This window comes from Hamadaea tsunoensis DSM 44101, assembly GCF_000428945.1.
Lineage (GTDB): Bacteria > Actinomycetota > Actinomycetes > Mycobacteriales > Micromonosporaceae > Hamadaea > Hamadaea tsunoensis.
This window is the reverse complement of the sequence record NZ_AUAX01000001.1, coordinates 64,928-86,401: the sequence shown is the minus strand read 5'-3', so window position 1 is coordinate 86,401 and position 21,474 is coordinate 64,928. Positions and strand designations below refer to the sequence as shown.

At 69.8% G+C, this 21,474-nt stretch carries 18 protein-coding genes; 8 read left to right on the top strand and 10 right to left on the bottom strand.

The window, feature by feature from the left end; genetic code table 11:
• The first annotated feature begins 29 nt into the window (after positions 1-29).
• Positions 30-941 (top strand): GNAT family N-acetyltransferase, encoded by a 912-nt coding sequence (locus tag G401_RS0100390; protein WP_027340931.1) that lies wholly within the window; start codon positions 30-32, stop codon positions 939-941.
• A 47-nt stretch (positions 942-988) separates the two neighbouring features.
• Here the strand turns inward: G401_RS0100390 and glnA are convergent, their stop codons facing one another.
• On the bottom strand, positions 989-2,422 hold the full coding sequence (gene glnA, locus G401_RS0100385) for a type I glutamate--ammonia ligase (RefSeq protein WP_027340930.1): 1,434 nt from the start codon (positions 2,420-2,422) through the stop codon (positions 989-991).
• Positions 2,423-2,608: 186 nt separating this feature from the next.
• On the opposite strand from glnA, the gene G401_RS0100380 reads away from it, so the two are divergent.
• Both G401_RS0100380 and G401_RS0100375 read left to right on the top strand, forming a co-directional pair.
• Positions 2,609-3,028 (top strand): RDD family protein, encoded by a 420-nt coding sequence (locus G401_RS0100380; protein ID WP_084556657.1) that lies wholly within the window; start codon positions 2,609-2,611, stop codon positions 3,026-3,028.
• 41 nt (positions 3,029-3,069) lie between these two features.
• Complete coding sequence (locus G401_RS0100375; protein WP_027340928.1) at positions 3,070-3,705, top strand: DUF4190 domain-containing protein; 636 nt, start codon at positions 3,070-3,072, stop codon at positions 3,703-3,705.
• A gap of 45 nt (positions 3,706-3,750) precedes the next feature.
• Here G401_RS0100375 and G401_RS0100370 read toward each other — a convergent pair whose 3' ends face one another.
• Positions 3,751-4,446 carry a DUF4191 domain-containing protein gene (locus G401_RS0100370; protein WP_027340927.1) on the bottom strand — a complete coding sequence of 232 codons (696 nt, stop codon included), beginning with the start codon at positions 4,444-4,446 and terminating at the stop codon, positions 3,751-3,753.
• 10 nt (positions 4,447-4,456) lie between these two features.
• Positions 4,457-5,398: a lipoyl synthase gene (lipA, locus tag G401_RS0100365; RefSeq protein ID WP_084556719.1), complete on the bottom strand. Its 942-nt coding sequence runs from the start codon at positions 5,396-5,398 to the stop codon at positions 4,457-4,459.
• Positions 5,399-5,741: 343 nt separating this feature from the next.
• Between lipA and aspS the strand changes: the two genes are divergently transcribed.
• The gene (gene aspS / locus G401_RS0100360) at positions 5,742-7,010 is read left to right on the top strand and encodes an aspartate--tRNA(Asn) ligase (protein WP_027340925.1); all 1,269 of its coding nucleotides are present in this window, start codon (positions 5,742-5,744) and stop codon (positions 7,008-7,010) included.
• Between the two features lie 42 nt (positions 7,011-7,052).
• Here the strand turns inward: aspS and G401_RS42535 are convergent, their stop codons facing one another.
• Both G401_RS42535 and G401_RS0100350 read right to left on the bottom strand, forming a co-directional pair.
• Positions 7,053-7,277 carry a helix-turn-helix domain-containing protein gene (locus G401_RS42535; protein ID WP_084556656.1) on the bottom strand — a complete coding sequence of 75 codons (225 nt, stop codon included), beginning with the start codon at positions 7,275-7,277 and terminating at the stop codon, positions 7,053-7,055.
• Positions 7,278-7,430: 153 nt separating this feature from the next.
• Positions 7,431-9,533 (bottom strand): MMPL family transporter, encoded by a 2,103-nt coding sequence (locus G401_RS0100350; RefSeq protein ID WP_051365959.1) that lies wholly within the window; start codon positions 9,531-9,533, stop codon positions 7,431-7,433.
• A 215-nt stretch (positions 9,534-9,748) separates the two neighbouring features.
• Between G401_RS0100350 and lipB the strand changes: the two genes are divergently transcribed.
• Positions 9,749-10,414 carry a lipoyl(octanoyl) transferase LipB gene (gene lipB, locus G401_RS0100345; RefSeq protein WP_027340923.1) on the top strand — a complete coding sequence of 222 codons (666 nt, stop codon included), beginning with the start codon at positions 9,749-9,751 and terminating at the stop codon, positions 10,412-10,414.
• Positions 10,415-11,167: 753 nt separating this feature from the next.
• Here lipB and G401_RS0100340 read toward each other — a convergent pair.
• Positions 11,168-12,940 (bottom strand): hypothetical protein, encoded by a 1,773-nt coding sequence (locus G401_RS0100340; RefSeq protein ID WP_027340922.1) that lies wholly within the window; start codon positions 12,938-12,940, stop codon positions 11,168-11,170.
• A 64-nt stretch (positions 12,941-13,004) separates the two neighbouring features.
• Here G401_RS0100340 and G401_RS0100335 point away from each other — a divergent pair, with 64 nt between their 5' ends.
• Both G401_RS0100335 and G401_RS0100330 read left to right on the top strand, forming a co-directional pair.
• A complete protein-coding gene (locus G401_RS0100335) occupies positions 13,005-13,757 on the top strand; it encodes a sulfite exporter TauE/SafE family protein (RefSeq protein ID WP_027340921.1) in 753 nt (250 codons plus the stop codon).
• Between the two features lie 198 nt (positions 13,758-13,955).
• Positions 13,956-15,215 (top strand): extracellular catalytic domain type 1 short-chain-length polyhydroxyalkanoate depolymerase, encoded by a 1,260-nt coding sequence (locus G401_RS0100330; RefSeq protein WP_034590357.1) that lies wholly within the window; start codon positions 13,956-13,958, stop codon positions 15,213-15,215.
• A 124-nt stretch (positions 15,216-15,339) separates the two neighbouring features.
• Here the strand turns inward: G401_RS0100330 and G401_RS0100325 are convergent, their stop codons facing one another.
• A complete protein-coding gene (locus G401_RS0100325) occupies positions 15,340-16,437 on the bottom strand; it encodes a peptidoglycan recognition protein family protein (protein ID WP_027340919.1) in 1,098 nt (365 codons plus the stop codon).
• Positions 16,438-16,572: 135 nt separating this feature from the next.
• Between G401_RS0100325 and G401_RS0100320 the strand changes: the two genes are divergently transcribed.
• A complete protein-coding gene (locus G401_RS0100320) occupies positions 16,573-17,262 on the top strand; it encodes a hypothetical protein (protein WP_027340918.1) in 690 nt (229 codons plus the stop codon).
• Here G401_RS0100320 and G401_RS0100315 read toward each other — a convergent pair.
• The 3 genes from G401_RS0100315 to lpdA form a co-directional block, all read right to left on the bottom strand.
• Positions 17,252-18,124 (bottom strand): TIGR01777 family oxidoreductase, encoded by an 873-nt coding sequence (locus G401_RS0100315; protein ID WP_027340917.1) that lies wholly within the window; start codon positions 18,122-18,124, stop codon positions 17,252-17,254. The two genes, G401_RS0100320 and G401_RS0100315, sit on opposite strands and share 11 nt — an antisense overlap.
• Positions 18,125-18,162: 38 nt before the next feature.
• On the bottom strand, positions 18,163-19,941 hold the full coding sequence (sucB, locus tag G401_RS0100310; protein ID WP_027340916.1) for a 2-oxoglutarate dehydrogenase, E2 component, dihydrolipoamide succinyltransferase: 1,779 nt from the start codon (positions 19,939-19,941) through the stop codon (positions 18,163-18,165).
• A 103-nt stretch (positions 19,942-20,044) separates the two neighbouring features.
• Positions 20,045-21,421 carry a dihydrolipoyl dehydrogenase gene (gene lpdA / locus G401_RS0100305; protein WP_245601559.1) on the bottom strand — a complete coding sequence of 459 codons (1,377 nt, stop codon included), beginning with the start codon at positions 21,419-21,421 and terminating at the stop codon, positions 20,045-20,047.
• Positions 21,422-21,474: the final 53 nt, after the last annotated feature.

Here is a 21,474-nt window from a genome sequence, read left to right as displayed (position 1 = left end):
TGGTTGCGGCCGGTGATAGACCTTTTCGTATGAGTGTCACGCTTCGTACCCCCGAGCCCGCGGATGCCGAGGCGTGGGCCGCCGTCCGGCTCTCCTGTACGCCCTACCAGGTGTTCACCGCCGACGGCATCCGCCACTGGTGGGCCACGACCAGCCCCGAAGCGCGGCAGCTGCTCCTGATCGCGGAGGTCGACGGCCGGACGGTCGGCATCGCGCGGGGCGCCCTCAACACCTGGACCTCCGAGGAGGGCGCGGCGGGCCTCAACGCCATGGTGCACCCCGAGTTCCGCGGCCTGGGCATCGGCACGCGGCTCTACGACGCGCTCGCCGATCACCTGGCCACCGCCGGTGCGCGGCGCGTCAAGGTGTGGGCCTGCGACGAGCCGGCGGCGACGGAATTCCTCGGGCGCCGGGGCTATGAGCGTACGCACGAACTGCGGTTCTCCCGCCTCGACCTGACCGGGGAACTCCCGCCGATGCCCGCGCTGCCCGACGGGGTGACCGTGGCGAGCGCCGCGGAGGTCGGCCCGCGGGGCGTCTTCGCGGTGGACTCGGTCGCCATGGAGGACGAGCCGGATGACATCACCACCGACGCCGTCGCGTACGACGACTGGATCCGGGAGATCTGGGAGGGGCCGGAGCTCGACCTCGACGCCAGCACGGTCGTGCTCGTGGACGGGCAGCCGGCCTCGCTCACGCTCATCGAGGCGGATCACGCCACCGGCCGGATCTGGTCCGGGGGCACGGGCACGCTGCGGGAACACCGCGGCAAGGGGTACGCCAAGCTGGCCAAGTCCGTCGCCGTACGCCGGGCCGCCGAACGGGGGATCACGACGGCGTACACGAGCAACGACGAGGTCAACCGGCCGATGCTGGCGGTCAACGAGTGGCTCGGCTACCGGCCCTGTGCGCGGCAGTGGGCGTACCTGAAAACGTTGTGAGACAAGAAAAAGGCCCCCGGCGAGTGCCGGGGGCCTTTTTCTGGCGACTAGACGTCGTAGTACATCTGGAACTCGTGCGGGGTCGGGCGCAGGCGGACCGGGTCGATCTCGTTCGACTGCTTGTAGTCGATCCAGGTCTCGATCAGGTCGGCGGTGAAGACGCCACCCGCCTGCAGGTAGTCGTTGTCGGCCTCGAGGCCGGCCAGCACGTCCGAGAGCGAGCCGGGGACCTGGTTGACGGCCGCGGCCTCCTCCGGCGGCAGGTCGTAGAGGTCCTTGTCGATCGGCGCCGGCGGCTCGATCTTGTTCTTGATGCCGTCGAGGCCGGCCATCAGCATCGCCGAGAACGCCAGGTACGGGTTCGACGACGGGTCGGGGCAGCGGAACTCGATGCGCTTGGCCTTGGCGTTCGTCCCCGTCACCGGGATACGCGTGCAGGCGGAGCGGTTGCGCTGCGAGTAGACCAGGTTGACCGGCGCCTCGTAGCCCGGCACCAGGCGGCGGTAGGAGTTCACCGTCGGGTTGGTGAAGGCCAGCAGCGACGGCGCGTGGTGCAGCAGACCGCCGACGTACCAGCGGGCGACGTCCGAGAGGCCGCCGTAGCCGGTCTCGTCGTACATCAGGTTCTCGCCGCCGAGCCAGATGCTCTGGTGGGTGTGCATGCCGGAGCCGTTGTCGCCGAAGAGCGGCTTGGGCATGAACGTCGCCGTCTTGCCCGCGTTCCACGCCGTGTTCTTCACGACGTACTTGAACAGCTGCATCTCGTCGCCCGCGGCGAGCAGCGTGTTGAACCGGTAGTTGATCTCGGCCTGGCCGGCGGTGCCCACCTCGTGGTGCGCGCGCTCGACGGTGAAGCCCAGGTCGACCAGGTTCGAGACCATCAGGTCGCGCAGGTCGGCGAAGTGGTCGGTCGGCGCGACCGGGAAGTAGCCGCCCTTGTAGCCGGGCTTGAAGCCGCGGTTCGGGCCGCCGTCCGCCTCGGACGCCGCACCGGTGTTCCACGCGCCCTCGACCGAGTCGATGTGGTAGAACGCCTGGTTGGCCTGCGTCGAGTAGCGGATCGAGTCGAAGATGTAGAACTCGGCCTCGGCGCCGAAGTACGCCGTGTCGGCGAAGCCGCTGGAGGCGAGGAACGCCTCGGCCTTCTTCGCGACGTTGCGCGGGTCACGCGAGTAGGCCTCCCGCGTGAACGGGTCGTGGATGAAGAAGTTCAGCGCAAGGGTCTTCTGCACCCGGAACGGGTCCACGAACGCGGTGGTCACGTCCGGCAGCAGCATCATGTCGGACTCGTGGATCGCCTGGAAACCACGGATCGACGACCCGTCGAACGCGAGCCCGTCCGTGAAGACGCTCTCGTCGAAAGAACCGGCCGGCACGGTGAAGAACTGCATCACGCCGGGCAGGTCACAGAACCGCACGTCGATGAACTTGACGTCCTCGTCCCGGACGTACCGCAGGAGCTCCTCGGAATTGGCGAACAACACGTCCTCCTGGCTGTATGACTAGTCGCACCCGGTCACAAGGCGAGGCGTTCGTCGACTGCGCAGGTGGCCGTTGGCTGGTCGCGACGGTACGGAGGTGGCGTTGCCCAGGCATGTCGGCATTGTTTCCGCCGTGTTACAGAGCCCGGAGCCCACCGTTGTCAACGCCCTCGGTACTCTTTTCCCGTGACGACTCCGGTGACGACGAGCGAAACAGTGACCGAGCCCGAGGCGATCCCCGAGGCACCCTCGTACGCCAAGCGCTTCGGTGCCCTCATGGTCGACTGGATCCTCTGCCTGTTCGTGTCCGGTTTCTTCGTGCACGATCTGCGTACCGCGAGCTGGCAGCCGGTTGTGCTGCTCATCGCAGAGTACGGCTTCTTCGTCGGTCTTTTCGCCCAGACTCCCGGAATGAAGCTCGCCCGCATCCGCTGCGTGGACTTCGCCGACGGCGGCGCGATCGGCATTCCCCGGGCGATGCTGCGCGGCTTCCTGCTCTGCCTCGTCATCCCCGGGCTGATCATGGACGGTCGGCGGCGGCGCGGCCTGCACGACCGGGCCGCCGGCAGCGTCGTCGTCACGGCCGGACCGCCCCAGGCGGCCTGAGCGCCCTGGTCTCGCGTACGGGCCGCTGCTAGCGTCCCCGTGTGACCGCGCCCCTCCCCCCGGCGTACGCGCCTGCCCCGCCGCCCGCTCCGCGTACCACCAGCGGGTTCGCGGTCGCCGCGGTCGTCTGCGGCCTGATCGGCTGCAACCCCCTCGGCATCCTCTTCGCGATCATCGCCCTCGTCCGGATCCCGAAGCGGAACCAGAAGGGCAAAGGCCTGGCGATCACCGGGCTCGTGCTCTCCCTGCTGTGGATCTTCGGCATTCTCGGCGGCGCCGTGTACGCGTACCTGCAGGACTCCGGCTCCGCCGCTACCGCCCCGCCCGCGGGCGACGGCCGGGTCAGCGTCACGCGACTGGTCCCGGGCGACTGCCTGTCCGACGTGTCCGAGGCGTCGTCGGTGACCCGCGTACCCCGGATCGCGTGCGACCAGCCCCACCAGGGCGAGGTGTTCGCGGTGTTCACGGTCGCGTTCCCGGGCGTCGACGAGCTGGACCAGCAGTCCGAGGACGGTTGCCAGAAGCGTTTCAGCGCGTACGCCGCCGGCAGCGCGAACCTGAAGATGGATCTCTACTACCTGCACCCGACGGAGACGTCCTGGGCCGCCGGCGACCGCACGGTGATCTGCATCGCGGCCGACCAGTCGGGCAGCAGCACGGGGTCCATCAAAGGCTGAGCCCGGCCCCACGAGGGGACCGGGCTCGGCGTCAGTCGGAGACGATCAGCGGCCGCGCTGCTGGCGCATCATGCTGCGCGGCGGGCGGAACTCCTTCGGGATGCCGCCCTTGGGCATCTGCGGCCGCGCGTACAGCGCGGTCAGCGCGCGGTCGATGCCGTTGATCTCCTTGCCGGAGAGGTTCTTCGGCGCGCGGAGCAGGACGTTGCGCAGCTTGCGCAGCGGAACCTGGCCCTCGCCGTCGCCGATGATGTAGTCGTAGAGCGGCGCCGAGCCGATGACCTTGCCGAGCCGGCGCTTCTGCTCGCCGAGCATCTGCTTGACCCGCCCCGGGTCACCCTCGCCGACCAGCACGACGCCGGCCGGGCCGATGGCCAGGTGCACGAAGTCGTTGTTCACCGTGAAGGCGACCGGCTGCTCCTTGACCCGCCAGTTGCCCCGCAGCGAGCTGAGGATCTGGGCGGCCGCGCCCGGCTGCCCCTCGATGGCGTTCATCATCGCGGAGTTGGAGCGCAGGTTGAGCACCACGAGCACCAGCAGCAGCGCCAGCAGGATGCCCAGCGGCAGCCAGAACCAGCCCAGGAAGTAGACGGCCACGACCGTCAGCAGCAGGGGGACTATCACCGCGCCGGCGACAAGCGGAATGAACAGCTTGTCCTGTTTCGCGGTGAACTGGAACACCATGCCGATCTGCTTCAGTCTGCCGACGAAGCCGACCTTCTCTTCTGCGGGCTTTGCCATGTGAGAAAGTCTAGTGGCTCGCCGCGACGGCGGGCGTCCGGGCTTCCAGGGCCTGCCGGTACAACCGCCCCGCGCGGTACGACGAGCGCACGAGCGGACCGGACATGACACCGGCGAAGCCGATCTCCTCGGCCTCCGCGTTCAGCTCGACGAACTCCTCCGGCTTCACCCAGCGGGCGATCGGGTGGTGGCGCGGGGTCGGCCGCAGGTACTGCGTGATCGTGATGATCTCGCAGCCGGCCGCGTGCAGGTCGCGCAGCGCCTGCGAGACCTCCGCGCGCTCCTCGCCCATGCCGAGGATCAGGTTCGACTTGGTCACCAGGCCGGCCGCGCGGGCCTGCGTGATGACGTCCAGTGAGCGCTCGTAGCGGAAGGCCGGGCGGATCCGCTTGAAGATCCGCGGCACCGTCTCCAGGTTGTGCGCGAGCACCTCCGGGCCGGCGCCGAAGACCTCGGCGAGCTGCTCGGGGACCGCGTTGAAGTCGGGGATCAGCAGCTCGACGCCGCAGCCGGGAACCAGGCCGTGGATCTGGCGGACCGTCTCCGCGTACAGCCAGGCGCCGCCGTCGGGCAGGTCGTCGCGGGCCACGCCGGTGACGGTCGCGTACTTCAGCTCCATCGTGGCGACCGACTCGGCCACCCGCCGGGGCTCGTCCGCGTCGAACTCGGCCGGCTTGCCGGTGTCGATCTGGCAGAAGTCGCAGCGCCGCGTGCACTGGTCGCCGCCGATGAGGAAGGTCGCCTCGCGGTCTTCCCAGCACTCGTAGATGTTGGGGCAGCCCGCCTCCTGGCAGACCGTGTGCAGGCCTTCGCGCTGCACCAGCCCACGCAGCTGGGTGAACTCCGGCCCCATCTTCGCCTTGACCTTGATCCAGTCGGGCTTGCGCTCGATGGGCGTCTCGGCGTTTCGGGCCTCGATGCGCAGCATGCGCCGGCCCTCGGGAGCAACCATGGTCACGAGGCAAAGACTACGCTCGCTGAACGGTCAACGAACCCCGAGGTAAGCACCGCCACAATTCGTTTGTCGCGGGGCCCTCGTCCCGTTTAGGGTGTCCGAACGGCTGTGACGAGCGGAGTCACCGGGGTGACGTCCGGGTGGACCTGCTCAGAGCCGCGGGGAAGAAGGCCCATTGGGCTGGTAGACCCCCGCCGGATTGATCTCCGTCACAAGGATCGAGAGGCCGCCCGGTCCCGCCCCGGGACAGGGCGGTGAAGGTGTGGTGGTACCGCGAGGATTCCCGCTCGCCCGCACCTCCCTGGGGATCGCGTTGCGATACACGAGGAGGTCCACCACCATGCAACGCATCCTGTCCGCTCAGCTGCCCGCGTACACCGGCGAGACCGTCACGGTCGCCGGCTGGATCCACCGCCGGCGCATCCTGAAATCGGTCGCCTTCCTCATCCTGCGGGACCGCTCCGGGTTCGCCCAGATCGTGACCCCGCCCGAGATCCTCGAGGAGTTCAGCGAGGAGACGGTGGTGAGCGTCACGGGCACCGTGACGGCCAACCCCGTCGCGCCCGGCGGCGTCGAGATCACGCAGCCGACGATCGAGCGCCTCTCCGACCCGGTCGGCCAGCTGCCGATCGAGCTGTTCCGGCCGTCGCTCGGGGTCAACCTGCCGACGCTGCTCGACCACGCCGCGCTCACCCTGCGTCACCCGTCCCGCCGCCCCGTCTTCGAGCTCGGCGCCGCCCTCGTCCGCGGCTTCCGCGAAACCCTCGACGGGATCGGCTTCACCGAGGTGCACAGCCCGAAGATCGTCGGCGTCTCGACCGAGTCCGGCGCGAACGTGTTCGGGCTGGACTACTACGGGCGCAAGGCGTACCTGGCGCAGTCTCCGCAGCTGTACAAGCAGACCCTGGTCGGCGTCTTCGAACGCGTCTACGAGATCGGGCACGCGTACCGGGCGGAGCCCAGCGACACCGCCCGCCACCTGTCCGAGTACGTCTCCCTCGACGCCGAACTCGGCTTCATCGAATCGCAGCGGGACGTCATGAAGGTGCTCCGCGACGTCTTCGCCGGCATGCTGGCGGCCGCCGCCGAGGTCCCGTCGGTGGCCGCGGCCGGGTTCGCCCTGCCCGTGGTGCCCGAGGAGATCCCGATCGTGCACTTCAGCGAGGCGCTGAAGATCGCGGGCGCGGCCCCGGACGAGCCCGACCTCGCCCCGGCCGACGAGCGCGCGGTCTGCGAATGGGCGCTGCGCGAACACGGCTCCGAGTTCGTCTTCGTCGAGGGCTACCCGACCCTGCACCGGGCGTTCTACACGCACCCGGAGCCCGGCCGCGAACCGTACTCGCGCGCCTTCGACCTGCTGTTCCGCGGCCTCGAACTGGTCTCGGGCAGCCAGCGCCTGCACCGGTACGCCGACTACGTCGAGACCCTGACCGAACGCGGGTACGCCATCGAGGCGTACGCGGACTTCCTGGAGGTCTTCAAGCTCGGCATGCCGCCGCACGGCGGGTTCGCGATCGGGCTCGAACGCCTGCTCGCGATGCTGGTGGGAGCGACGAACGTACGCGAGGTGACGTTCTTCCCCCGCGACCTGCACCGCGTCACACCGTAGCGGCCGGCCGTGTCCCGCCTTCATCACAGAGGCGGGACACGGTCAAGCGATCTTCAGCTGTTCGTCGCCGAAGTCGGCGATCAGCTTGAGCGTGCCGCCCAGCGCCGAGACGAAGCGGTTCAGAACGTCCTGAGTGGAGACGTCGCCGTTCTCGATCTGCGACACGCGGGCGACGGTGACCCCCATCCGGGTCGCGACTTGTTCCTGAGTCAGGCCCCGTCGTTTGCGGAGTTCGGCCAGCCGCCAGCCGCGCACCTCGGCCAGCATCGAGCCGACCGCGGTGAAGGATGCGTCGCCCCACTCAGGTGGCAGTGGAGTCCCCGGAGCACAGCGATAGGGGCGGAACGGTCTCCCGCGGGAGGAACGGAGGTGAGATCGACGAACCCGGACAAGATGCTCTTAAAGATCTTGATTCTATAGTTATGGGGCTATGTGGCGTTTGGGCCACCAGAGGATGCGGCCGACGTCGACCGAGAGCGCCGGCACCAGCAGCGACCGCACGATCAGCGTGTCCAGGAGGACCCCGAACGCCACCGTGAACGCCATCTCCAGCAGGAAGACCATCGGCAGCACCGACAGCGCCGCGAACGTCGCCGCGAGCACCACCCCGGCTGAGGTGATCACGCCGCCGGTGACCGAGAGGCCGGCGAGCGTACCGGCGCGGTGGCCGCGTTTGCCCACTTCCTCGCGTACGCGGGTCATCAGGAAGATGTTGTAGTCGACCCCGAGGGCGACCAGGAAGACGAAGGCGTAGAGCGGGAAGGACGAGTCCGCGCCGGGGAAGTGGAAGACGTCGCGGAAGAGGACGCCGGACACGCCCAGGGTGGCCAGGAACGAGAGCACGACCGTGCCGATGAGCAGCAGCGGGGCGATCAGTGACCGCAGCAGCGCCATGAGCACGAGGAAGACGACCGCCAGCACCAGCGGCAGGATGACGTCGCGGTCGCGCTGCGAGGTCGACTGGACGTCGAGGTTGAGCGCCGTGAAGCCGCCGACCTTGGCGCCGTCGATGCCGTGCACCGCGTCGCGGATGCGCCGGACGGTCTGCTGGGCGGCGTGCGATTCGGCGTCGTCGGTGAGCGTCGCGTCGATCCGGACGAGCCCGTCGACCACCTTCGGGGACTGGGCGCCCGGCTCCGCGTACGCCTGCACGTTGGCGATGCCGGGGACGGCGCGGACCTGGGCCGTCGCGTCCTGCAGGCGCTCGGCGGGCACGACGATCTCGGTGGGTGTGCCGAGGCCGCCGGGGAAGTGCTCGACGAGGATGGTCTGCCCGAGCTTGGAGTCGGTGTGGCCGGTGAAGCCGTCGGTCTGCGGGAAGCCGTCGGCCTGCAGGCGGGTGAGGCCGAGCGTGCACAGTCCGAGCAGGACCAGCGTGACCAGCCAGACCGTACGCGGACGCCGGCCGACCAGCCGCGCCACGCGGGCCCAGAGGCCGTGCTCCTCGGCGGGGCGCGAGCCGAACGCGGGCCGGAAGGGCCAGAAGATCGCGCGGCCGAAGAGGACGAGGATCGCCGGGAGCAGGGTGAGCGACGCGGCGAGCGCGCAGGTGATGCCGATGGCCGTGATCGGTCCGAGGCCGCGGTTCGGGGCGAGGTCGGAGACGAGCAGGCAGAGCAGGCCGAGGATGACGGTGCCGCCGCTGGCGAGGATGGGTTCGAAGGAGGCGCGCAGCGCGATCTTCATGGCGTCGTGCCGGCTTTCGTGACGGCGCAATTCCTCGCGGAACCGGCTCACCATGAGCAGGGCGTAGTCGGTGGCCGCGCCGAGGACGAGGACGTCCAGGATGCCCTGGCTCTGCCCGGAGACCGTGATGACGTCGGCCTTGGCGAGCAGGTAGACGATCCCGTTCGACAGGCCGAGCGCGAACCCGGCCGAGAACAGCACGGCGATCGGCAGGAACGGGCTGCGGTAGACGACCGCCAGGATGAGCAGGATCAGCCCGCCGGTCACGTAGAGCAGGACGCCGTCGATCAGCTTGAACAGTTGCATGAAGTCGGCGTAGATGCCGGCCGGCCCGGTGACGTGCGCTTCGAGGCCGGGCGCGCCGAGGTTGTCGCGCAGCCATTCCACGCCCGGCGCGTTCTTCTGCGAGTCCGTGCCCGCGAACCGCACGATGACCTCGGCGGCCACCCCGTCCTGGGAGTAGACGGGCCCGATCGGCGGCCCCGCGAGATCGCCGCCGAAATGATCCGACGTCGCCCGCAGCTGCCGCGCGATCAGCGTCTTGTCGTCCTCGGTGAGGCCGCCGGCGCGCGCGTACAGGACGACGCCGGGGGAGGACTCCTGGTTGACGAACCGCTTGTCGAGGTGCATGACCACTGTGGACTCCGCCGTCTCCGGCAGGTACGACGAGTTGTCGTTCTTCTGCACCTCGCTCGTCTTGCCGGCCAGCGAGGCGAGCGGTCCGCCCACCACCAGCCAGAGGATCAGACCGATCGCGGGGATCAGCCAGCGCCGGCGCTTCGGGCGTACCGGTTGGCCGGGGGCGGGGACCTGCTTCGACAGCGTAGGGACGGTCATCGGTCGCCTCGGAGGTGTCGGGGGACTTCGGTGGCGGGGCTTCGTTTCATGTCAGGACTGAGATGTCAGAGGGTGACATGTGTCAGATCATGACAGTATTTGTGAAAGCATTCACAAGGGTCGGGGCCAGCCTAGCGAATCGGTCCGCGTTTGTCGCGGGGTGGCGGCGGCCACAGCTTCGGCCGGCCGGGTCCGGCTCGACCTACGCTGATGGTGTGACCACCGCAGACACCACCACCGACCTCCGGGTGGTACGCGCCGGAACCGTCGACTATCCGACCGCGTGGGACGAACAGCGCCGGCTGCACCAACTCGTCGTGGACGGCGTCGAACCGGAGACCGTCCTGCTGCTGGAGCACCCCAGCGTCTACACGGCGGGCAAGCGTACGCAGCCGTGGGAGCGGCCGATGGACGGCACTCCAGTGATCGACGTCGACCGCGGCGGCCAGATCACCTGGCACGGACCGGGCCAGATCGTCGGCTACCCGATCATGCGGCTCACCGCGGTCCCGGGCGGGCACGCGATGGACGTCGTCGCGTACGTGCGGCGGGTCGAGGCCATGCTCATCGCCGTGTGCGCCGAAGTGGGCGTCGCCACCGAGCGGGTCAAGGGCCGCTCCGGCGTCTGGGTCCGAGAGGACGACCGCGGGATCGACCGCAAGATCGCCGCCATCGGGATCCGGGTGGCCCGCTCGGTCACGCAGCACGGCTTCTCGCTCAACTGCGACCCGGACATGGGCGCGTACGACCGGATCGTCGCGTGCGGGATCAAGGACGCCAGCGTCACGTCGCTCAGCCAGGAACTGGGGCGGGACGTCACGGTAGAGGAGATGCTCCCCGTCGTCGAAAAGCACCTCCACCTGCTGCGAGAGCCCTCTTAAGAGCGTTACTTCCCGGGTTCGTGGCTTCTCGCCTCCGCTCCTTCCATCGGAGACCGTTCCGGCGTCGGGGGCGCGCCTCCACTGCCCAATGCATGATCGATGGCTTGGCGGAAGCGGCCTGGATGGGCATCGTGGCCGCATTCGATCATGGGTGGTGGCCTGCTGCTCGCGCGCCGTCGCACCTGCCTTCCGGGTGTACGCGTCGATTGTCCGAGGTGGTCGCTGGGTTCGATCGCCCCAAGGGTCGTGATCGGACGCTGTCTCGTCGTTCGGCCGGGAACCGGTTCAGCCATGGAGGGGATGGCGGTGATCGAGTGTCCGGAATCTGTAGAAGTGGATCTCCGTTGCTTGATCAAGGGCCGGGGAGCTGCAAAAGCGGGCCGTTTTGACAGCATTCGGGAACTTGATCAAGCTTTCGTGCCGCGATCAAAGCCAAGCAACCCTGCGGTCGCTGATCATTTACCGCTATGACGGCAGTTCTGACCCCATCATGGTGATCAAATACCGTTAATCCGGCAAGAGAGCGCTTTCCTGCCGTAATGGCGGTATTCGATCAAGGGAATCGGCATCGCGGTGCCGTAATGGCGGTATTCGATCACGCCGATCTTGAGGCGGGGCCGGCCCGGCCTCCAACCCCGACGATCTTGCGCGAATGTCCCAAATTACGCGAAGAATGCCCGAATAGCCCGAACATTCGCGCAAGATCGTCGGGGCGGGGCGGGGCGGGGCGGGGCGGGGCGGGGCGGGGCGGGGTCAGGGGGCGGGCCAGACCCAGACGTCGTCGACGCGCTGGGGTTCCCCGAGCAGTTGCTTCATGACCTCGAGCAGGGCGGCGGGATGCGTCTCCCAGTGGGCGCCCTGTACGCCGTCGGCGAGGACCACCGCCTGCGCGCCCCAGTACTTCAGGTCGTCGCGTACGTAGGCGCGTTCGGCGTCGGTGATGGGCGGGACGTAGCCCGTCTTCGTCACGTCTTCGAGCAGGGTCTGCGTCGGGCGGGGGACCGGGCCGATGCGACCGGTGCCGTTGGGGCCGCCGGGGCCGAGGAAGAAGCCGGCCGGGAGCTTGAAGGACGGGCCGCCGGACGCGAGCGCCTCGGCCTGCCAGCGCTGGCCGTCGGGGACCAGGTCGTTCGGGATCGGGACGGGCACGAGTACGCCGCCGGGGCGTACGTAGTGCTGCCAGTCGCCCGAGCTGATGAACTCCGGTACGGCGGGACGGTCGCGTACCAGGAGGGGGGTGGGGAACAGGGGGACGAGGGCCAGGGCGAACGCGGTGATCCAGGCCCATCTGGGGCCGCGCAGCCGGGTCACGTCGGCGGCCAGCAGGGCGAGCAGCGTACCGATGACCGGGGCGACGACCAGGGCGAGCCGGGACGGCAGGGCGGCGTCGAAGATGGGCAGCTTGTCGACCAGCCACTCGGGTCCGGGGACCGAGGTCAGCGAGCCGCCGAAGCGCAGCTGGGGGCCGAGGGAGAGGACCGCGAAGATCAGTCCGGTGCCGGCCAGGGCGCGCAGCAGGGCGCGGTCGACGAGCCGCCGCAGCGCGAAGTACGCGACCACGGCCAGCGCCAGCAGCGGCAGCCCGAAGAACGAGTTCTCCTCGGTCGGGTTGGGCGCGAGCTTGGTGTGCAGGCCGATCGCGCCGGCCACCGACCGCTCGGGGTACGCGGCGTACGCGAGCAGGTCCTCGTTGTGCACCCGATGATCGAAACCGGTGCCGCCGAAGCTCTGCGGTCCGAAGAAGTGCAGCCACAGGGGGTACGCGAGCAGCACGGCCGCGACCCCCGCCGCGACCGCGAGACCGCGCAGGGCCGGCGGGACGAGGGTCCGGGCCGGCCGGTAGAACAGGACGAACACGACGCCGGCGATCGCCGCGAAGAAGAGCTGCTCGGCCGCGATCGAGAAGCAGCACGCGATGAGTACGCCGAGCACGATCCCGTCCCACACGGCCCGCCGCCGGTGGACCATGACGATCACGCGGGCGATCATGAGCGGGACGAGCCACTGGGCGGTCCAGTTCAGGTGCGCGTTCGCGTGGGACACCATCGCGGGGGCGAATCCGCAGAACAGGCCCCCGATCGCGGCCGGCAGGACGCCGACGCCGAGGTGCCGGTGGAAGAGCCGGTACCAGCAGAACGCCGTCGCGGCCAGGTTGAGCGTGAGGATCACCACGAACGACACCGCCGGGCCGAGCCACAGCGTGATCGGGGCGAACACGACCGCGTACACGGTGATCGAGGTGTTGACGGCGAGATTGACCGCGTCGGGGGCGTTGAGCCACGTCGTGTAGAGCGGGTTCTCGCCGTGGGTGAGGGCGTGCGCGCCGAAGGACAGCAGCCACTCGAAGAACGCCTGGTCGCCGGAGTTCACGTCGATCGCCCGGCCGAGCGGGGCGGCCCACAGGCCGAAGGTGGCGTAGACCGCGATCAGGAGGGCGATGCCGACGACCGCGAGATCCGCGCGCCAGAACCGCCGGGGTGGCGTCTGCGCAGCGGCGGAAGAAGTGCGTACCTGCGTGAGCGCCACCGCACGACAATAGCAGCGGACCCCTCACCGGCCCCGCGCTCGTCGTGATCACTAGGCTGGCCGCATGAACGCCCTCCAGGCCGCGGCCGTCCTCGCCGCCGGGTGCGCGGCGGGCGGTATCAACGCGGTCGTCGGGTCCGGGACCCTCCTCACCTTCCCCACGCTGCTCGCCCTCGGCTATCCGCCGGTCGTGGCGAACGTCTCCAACACCCTCGGCCTCGTCCCGGGCTCCTTCGCCGGCGCGTACGCCTACCGCCACGACCTGCGCGGCCATGCGCGTACGCTGCTGCCGCTCGGGGTGGCCAGCGTGCTCGGGGCGATCACCGGTGCGTTGCTGCTGCTGGTCCTGCCGCCGGAGGCGTTCAAGTTCATCGTGCCGGTACTCATCGTGCTGGCCCTGATCCTGGTCGTCCTGCAGCCGTGGCTGTCCCACCGGCTGCGCGAACGTCCCGGCGCCGGTCCCCGTCCCGTCGGCATCCTCCTGTTCGCCGGCGTGTACGCCACCGGTGTCTACGGCGGGTACTTCGGGGCCGCGCAGGGCGTACTCCTGCTGGGTCTGCTGGGTGTGCTGCTCTCCTCGGACCTGCAGTGGGTCAACGGGGTGAAGAACATCCTGGCCGGGCTGGTGAACGGGGTGGCGGCGATCCTGTTCGTGTTCAGCGGGCACGTGGCGTGGCTGCCGGCGGCGCTGCTCGCGGCGGGGTCGGTGGTCGGCGGGTGGGCCGGCGGGAAGTGGGGCCGGCGGCTGCCGCCGGCGGCGCTGCGCGCGATCATCGTCGTCGTCGGCCTGATCGCCCTGGTCAAACTCCTCGCCTGACGTCCGCTGGCGGCTCCAAGATCCCGTTTGGATCAGGGAAATCACCCGAATCTTGGGCCAAGATTACGTGCGAAACCCTGATCCAAACGGGATCTTGGACCCCGGCCGGATCCTGGAGCGGCGGAACCCCGGACCCGGGTCGGGAATGTGTGGGGGCGCGACATATCGGCATGCTTCGGTTTCTCGTAGCGTTCCGCCATGTCCCGACGCCTGCTCCCTCGCATCGCCGCCGCGCTGGCCGCCGTCCTGGCCGCCGCGGTGGGCGCGCTCGTCGCCGCCGAGCCCGCCCGCGCCGCGAGCCTGACCCAGGTGACGAGCTTCGGCTCGAATCCCGGCAGTCTCGCCATGTACAGCTACCGGCCGGACGGCCTGACCGCGAACGCCCCGCTCGTGGTCCTGCTGCACGGCTGCTCCCAGGACGCCTCGACGTACTTCACGAACTCCGGCTGGCGCAAGTACGCCGACCAGTGGCGGTTCGCCCTCGTCCTGCCCGAGCAGAACAGCGCCAACAACTCGCTCAAGTGCTTCAACTGGTTCCAGCCCGGCGACAACAGCCGCGGCCAGGGTGAGGCCGCGTCGATCCGGTCCATGGTCGCGTACGCGGTGGCGAACTACGGGACCGACGCGTCCCGGGTGTTCGTGAGCGGACTGTCGGCGGGCGGGATCATGACCTCGGTCATGCTCGCGACCTACCCGGACGTGTTCGCGGGCGGCTCGGTCGTCGCCGGGATCCCGTACGGCTGCGCCAACAGCCAGTCCGAGGCGACCACCTGCCAGTACAGCCCGCCGACGAAGACCGCGCAGCAGTGGGGCGACCTGGCCCGGGCGGGGTACGCCGGCTACACGGGGCGCTACCCGCGGGTGGCGATCTGGCACGGCACCTCGGACACGACCGTGCAGCCGAAGAACGCGACCAACTCCCGGGACCAGTGGACGAACGTCCGCGGTGTCTCGCAGACCGCGACGGCCACCCAGTCCCTCACCGGCTCCACCACCCTGACCGCGTACGGCGCCGACGAAGTGCGCCTCTACCAGGTCAGCGGGATGGCGCACGGCACGCCCGTCGACCCGGGTACCGGCGCGGACCAGTGCGGGACGGCGGCGTCGTACTTCCTCGACACGATCTGCGAAGCCTATTACGACGCGGTCTGGTTCGGACTCTCCAACTCTTCCGGCCCGTCCACCAGCCCGAGCCCGTCCACCAGCCCGAGCCCGTCCGTCAGTCCCAGCCCGTCCATCAGTCCCAGCCCGTCGAAGAGTCCGAGCGCGAGCCCCAGTGCGGGACCTTGCTACACCGCCACCAACTACGCGCACACCGTCGCGGGCCGCGCGTACCAGTCCGGCGGCTACACCTACGCGAACGGTTCGAACGACGCTCTCGGCCTCTGGAACGTCTTCGTCACCACGTCCCTCCGGCAGACCGGGCCGAACTTCTGGCTGAAGGTCACCGCCTGTTAGAAGCACATCCACGTGTACGCGACGCGGTGTGCTCCGAGTCGGAGGACAGCTCGTGTTCCGGGGTGCCGCCGTCGTCCGTGCGGGCACACCGCGTCGCTCAGGGGTTGCTAGCGCTCAGGGGTTGCTAGGAAAGGACTCCGGTGAATTCGGCTTGGACGATGCCGCCGACGACCGCGCACCAGGTGTCGGTGTCGACCTTGCCGTTCGGGATCAGCCCGTGCAGCTTCTGCATCGCCTGGACGGCCTTGTGCGTGTCGTGGTCGTACTCGCCGTTGACCGTGACCTCGTAGCCCTTGTGGAGCAGGATCTGCTGCAACCCCTCGACGGCCGCGCCGGAGTCGTTGTTGGCCAGGAACACGCCCAGCGTCTCCCAGGTCGGGTCGGTCATGGTGCCGTCGGACGCCACCTCGAACCCGTGCGTACGCTGCCAGTCCTGGATCGCCGCGATCATCGGGCCGTCGTAGTAGACGTCGGGCGTCAGCGCGTACCCCTGGTTGATGAGCAGTTTCTTGGCGGTGGCGACGACGGCGCCCGCGTTGCTGGAGAAGACGTCGGGCCAGACGCGCGCGGGGACGTCGGCGAGTGGGGTGCCGAGGGTCGTGGCGACGCGGCGGCGGATCTCGGGGAAGAGCCGGTAGAACGCGATGCCGGGGCAGTCGGTGTTGTTGTAGTCCCAGTGCCCGAACATGTTGTGGGCGTGGATGCCGTACTGGGAGCAGATCGTGACGGAGAGCTTGACCAGCGAGTCGAGCAGGGCGGCCGGCGGCGTCTCGGTGACGTAGGTGCCCTCGTTCTCGATGCCGATGCTCTGCGTGTTCTCGCCGACGCAGTGCGCGCTGGTGACCTGCGCGGCCCCCGAACGCAGCCCTTCGAGGCTGCGGTGGCGGCCTTCGAGGACGTAGCCGCCCCGGCTGACGGTGAAGTGCTGGCCGGTGTCGGACCAGCCGTTGTGGTCCATGTGCAGGTCCTGGCAGTCGCGGGCCAGCTGCAGGGCGTGCTCGCGGGAGTAGTCGGTGACGTTGGGGAACGCCATGTGGTGCACGACGATCTTGCGGGTCCGGTGGGCGTTCATGAACAGCGTGCCGGCCGGCGGCCGGGCGCCCCAGGAGTCGCAGTCGATGACGAACTCGAAGGGGTCGTCGGCTCGGGCCGTGGCCGGCAGCAGCGCGCCGACGCCGGCGGCGATTCCGGAGGCGAGCAGCGTACGACGGGGGATGGGCATCGGTGCCCTCCTTCGTTAAGGATTAACGTTGTTTGCCGAGCAGAAGAATAGGCTTAACGGCAGAAGGTGAACAGACCTCGTCATGACTTCGTGACAAGATGCTTGCGCCCACTCCTTGACCCCCGGAGGCTCCCCGTGCGTACGCGTCCACTCGCGACGGTCGCGGCGGCCCTGCTCGTAGGCCTGCTGGCGGCCTGCGGCGCGGAACCCGACGGCAGCACCAATCCGAACCCCGTACCGGGAACCAACGAGTTCGCCCAGGTGGACACCGACGCGCACAAGCTCGTCACCGCGCAGGCGACGTGGAGTCACCCGCAGAGCCTGGTGGTCGAGAAGGTGACCCGGATCGGCCTGCAGATCGGGACCGGCGCCGAGATCACGCAGAAGATGAACCAGCTCGTCAAGAACGCGAAGCAGACGTCGGCCGGCGCCGTCCAGGTGGGACCGACCGTCCGCGTCACGCTGCTCGCAGACCCGGAGGACGCGGAGATCACGCCGTCGGCCGGAGTCGACGCGTCGACCGGGGTGGACCTCCAGATGCTGTGGACGTGGCTGGTCAAGGCCAAGCATCCGACCGACGATCTGTCCCTGACCGCGCACATGGAGATCCCGCTCTCCAACGGGCACGTCATCGCCAACGACCTGCCGCTGTCGCTCACGGTCACGCGTACGTTCGGCTACACCGTCAACCAGATCGCCACGAGCTGGGGCACCTGGTCGGCCGTCGTCGCCTCGCTCCTCAGCGTCGGCGCCTGGCTCTGGGCCCGCCGCCACCGGCTGCGCCGCCGCTCCCGGGCCGAGGAGCCCGCCAAGGTCACCGTTTGACGGCCGCCCGGAGGGCCGCGCCGATCGTCGGATGCTCCCAGACGAAACCGGCCTGCTCCAGCACCGCCGGAATCACCTTGAAGCTCTTGTACGCCTCGTCGGCGAACTCGCCCATCGCCAGGCGTACGGGGGAGCGGGGGATGGGCAGCAGGGCCGGCCGGTGCAGCACGGCGGCCAGTTCCCGGGCGAAGTCGGCATTGGTGGCCGGGGTCGGCCCGACGAGGTTCACCGGACCGTCCACTTCGCCGGTCAGCAGGAACTCGACCGCGCGCAGCCAGTCGGACAGGGAGATCCACGGCATCCAGGCCCTGCCGTCGCCGAACCGGCCGCCGAGCCCGAGGCTGAACGGGAGCATGAGCGGCTTCAGCATCCCGCCGGAGCGGTCGAACGGCAGTCCCGTACGCAGAATCGCCACCCGGGCCGCCGTCCGCGCTGGTTCGGCGGCCTCCTCCCAGGCGATCGCGAGCCGGCTGAGGAACTCGTCGCCGGGGGCGGCGTCCTCGGGCAGGGCCTCCTCGCCGCGGTCACCGTAGTAGCCGATGGCGGACCCGTTGAGCAGCACGGGTACGCCCTGCTCGGCGACGGCCCGGGCGATCGTCTCCGTCGGCTGGACGCGGCTGGTCCACAGTTCCCGCTTGTACGCCTCGCTCCACCGGTGATCACCGACGCCGGCCCCGCCGATGTTGACGACGGCGTCGGTGTCCTCGGGCAGGCGCAGCGGCCTCGCCGGATCCCAGGAAAGCTGGCCGGACGCGGTGGCCGGGCGGCGTACGAGCTGGATGACCTCGTGACCGGCGGCACGCAGCCGGGCGATCAGGGGCTGGCCGAGAAAGCCCGAGGCCCCGGCGGCGACGATCCTCATGGGATCATCCTGCCACCGGGGCCCGGGATCGTTCGTGTTTAGAGGCCGACCTCGGCCTCGAAGTTGCCGCCCTCCAGGCGCTCCTTGACCGTGGTCAGGTAGCGGGCCGCGTCGGCGCCGTCCACCAGCCGGTGGTCGTAGGAGAGGGCGAGGTAGACCATGAACCGCGGCAGGATCAGCTCGCCAAGGTCCGGGTCGTCCACCACGACCGCGCGCTTGACGACCGCGCCCGTGCCGAGGATGGCGACCTGCGGCTGGTTGATGATCGGCGTGTCGAACAGAGCGCCCCGGCTGCCCGTGTTGGTCAGCGTGAAGGTGCCGCCCGACGCCTCGTCCGGCGTGAGCTTGTTGGTACGCGTACGCTCCGCGATGTCGCCGATCCGCTTGGCCAGCCCGGCGAGGTTGAGGTCGCCGGCGTTGTGGATGACCGGGACCATGAGGCCCTTGTCGGTGTCCACGGCCATGCCCAGGTGCTCGACGTCGTAGTAGGTGACCGTGCCCTCGTCGAGGTCGATCTTGGCGTTCACCGACGGGTGCTGGCGCAGGGCCTCCACCGCGGCGAGCGCGAAGAACGGCAGGAAGGACAGCTTCACGCCGTGGCGCTCGAGGAAGGCCTTCTTGGCCTGCTCGCGCAGCTTGGCGATCTTGGTGACGTCCACCTCGACGACGGTGGTGAGCTGGGCCGAGACCTGCAGCGACTCGACCATGCGCCGGGCGATGACCTGACGCATCCGGGTCAGCTTCTCGGTACGCCCCCGCAGCGGGCTCGGCGCGGCCGCGGCCTTCGGCGCGGCGGCCGGGGCACTCGGTGCGGCCGCGGCGGCCGGAGCGGGCGCCTTGGCCTTGGCCGCGGCGTCGAGCACGTCCTGCTTGCGGATGCGGCCGCCGACCCCGGTGCCGGACAGGCTGCCCAGGTCGACGCCGTTCTGCGCGGCGAGCTTGCGGACGAGCGGGGTCACGTAGCCGCCGTCGCCGTTGACCGAGACCTCGGCGCGGGCGGGAGCGCTCGGTGCCGGAGCGGGCGCCGGAGCAGCGGCCTGCGGGGCCGGACCGGCCTGCGGGGCCGGAGCAGCGGGCTGGGCCGGCGCCGGAGCGGCGGCCGGGGCCTGCGGAGCCGGAGCGGCCGGAGCCGGGGCGGCCGGGGCCTGCGGCGCGGGAGCCGGGGCGGCGGCCGGAGCCGCACCACCGGCGGCGCCGACGACGGCGAGCACGGCGCCCACCGGCGCGGTCTCGTCCTCGCCGACCTTGATCTCCAGCAGGGTGCCGGCGACCGGCGACGGGATCTCGGTGTCGACCTTGTCGGTCGAGACCTCCAGCAGCGGCTCGTCGACCTCGACGGAGTCGCCGACGGCCTTCAGCCAGCGGGTGACGGTGCCCTCGGTGACGCTCTCGCCCAGGGCGGGCAGGGTCACCGGGGTGCCCTCGCCCGAACCGCCGGAAGCGGCCGGGGCGGCCTGCTCGGCCGGTGCCGGGGCGGCCTGCTGCGGTGCGGCGGCCTGGGGCGCGGGGGCCTGAGGCGCGGGGGCCTCGGTCTCCTCGGCCGGCGTCGCGGCGGGCGCGACGGTACCCGCGTCCTCACCCTCGCCGGCGATGATCGCCAGCACCGCGCCGACCTCGGCAGTCTCGTCCTCGTTGACCAGAATCTGCTGCACCACACCGGCGCTGGGCGACGGGATCTCGGTGTCCACCTTGTCGGTCGAGACCTCCAGCAGCGGCTCGTCGACCTCCACTCGGTCCCCGACGCTCTTCAGCCAGCGCGTGACCGTGCCCTCCGTGACGCTCTCCCCCAAGGCGGGCAGCGTGACCGATACCGGCATGAGTCCAGACTCCTCGATGTATGCGATTCTCAGGTTGATCAAGTCTCAGTAGATCATGACCGATCGTGGCAGGCGGCGCCCGTCTGCCACGATCGTAGACAGCTCACGCGTGAGCGTGCAGCGGCTTCCCGGCAAGAGCCAGGTGCGCCTCGCCGAGCGCCTCGTTCTGGCTCGGGTGGGCGTGGATCAGCTGCGCGACCTCGGCCGGGAAGGCCTCCCAGTTCACGATCAGCGCGGCCTCGCCGACCTGCTCGCTCATCCGGGCGCCGATCATGTGTACGCCGACGACCGGGCCGTCCTTGACGCGTACCAGCTTGACGAAGCCCTGCGTACGCAGGATCTTGCTCTTGCCGTTGCCGCCGAGGTTGTAGTTGTACGTCTCGACGTTCTCGGCGCCGTGCTTCTCCTTGGCCTGCGCCTCGGTGATGCCGACCGACGCGATCTCGGGGTCGCAGTAGGTCGCGCGCGGGATGCCGGACTCCACCACGGGCACGGGGTTCAAGCCGGCGATCTCCTCGGCCACGAAGATGCCCTGGGCGAAGCCCCGGTGGGCGAGTTGCAGGCCGGGCACGATGTCACCGACGGCGAAGACGTTCGGCAGGTTGGTACGCAGGCGCTCGTCGGTGAGGACGAAGCCGCGCTCCATCTTCAGGCCCTGCTCCTCGTAGCCGATGCCGGCCGTCACGGGACCCCGGCCGACGGCGACCAGCAGCAGCTCGGCCTCGATCGTCTCGCCACCCTGGATGGTCACGCGTACGCCCGCGTCGGTCTTCTCGACCTTCTCGAACGGCTTGCCGGTCTTGAAGTTGATGCCACGCTTGCGGAATGAGCGCTCGAGGGTCTTGGAGATCTCCTCGTCCTCGGCCGCCACGAGCCGGGGGAGCGCCTCGACGATGGTCACGTCGGTGCCGAAGGACTTCCAGGCGCTGGCGAACTCGACGCCGATGACGCCGCCGCCGAGCACGACCGCGCTGGCCGGGACCCGGTCGAGGACCAGGGCGTGCTCGCTCGCGATCACGTACTCGCCGTCGACCTCCAGGCCGGGCAGCGTCTTGGAGTAGGAACCGGTGGCGAGGACCAGGTTGCGGCCGGTGTACTGGACCCCGGCGACCTCGACCGTGGTCGGGCCGACGAGCTTGCCCGTGCCCTCCACGTAGGTCACCTTGGCCGACTTGATGAGGCCCTGCAGACCCTTGTACAGGCCCGCGACCACGCCGTCCTTGTACGCGTTCACGCCGCTCATGTCGACGCCGATGAGCTCCGCCTTGACGCCGAAGGCCTCGGCCTCGCGGGTCTGGTCGGCGACCTCGCCCGCGTGCAGCAGAGCCTTGGTCGGGATGCAGCCGCGGTGCAGGCACGTGCCGCCCAGCTTGTCCTTCTCGATCAGAGCGACGCTCAAGCCGAGCTGCGCCGCCCGCAGCGCGGTCGCGTAACCGCCGCTGCCACCGCCGAGGATCAATACGTCGAACGTGTTGCTCACGTCATCTCCCACCAAAATGCGATCAACGCTGAACGGGGCATCCTCGTGAGAAC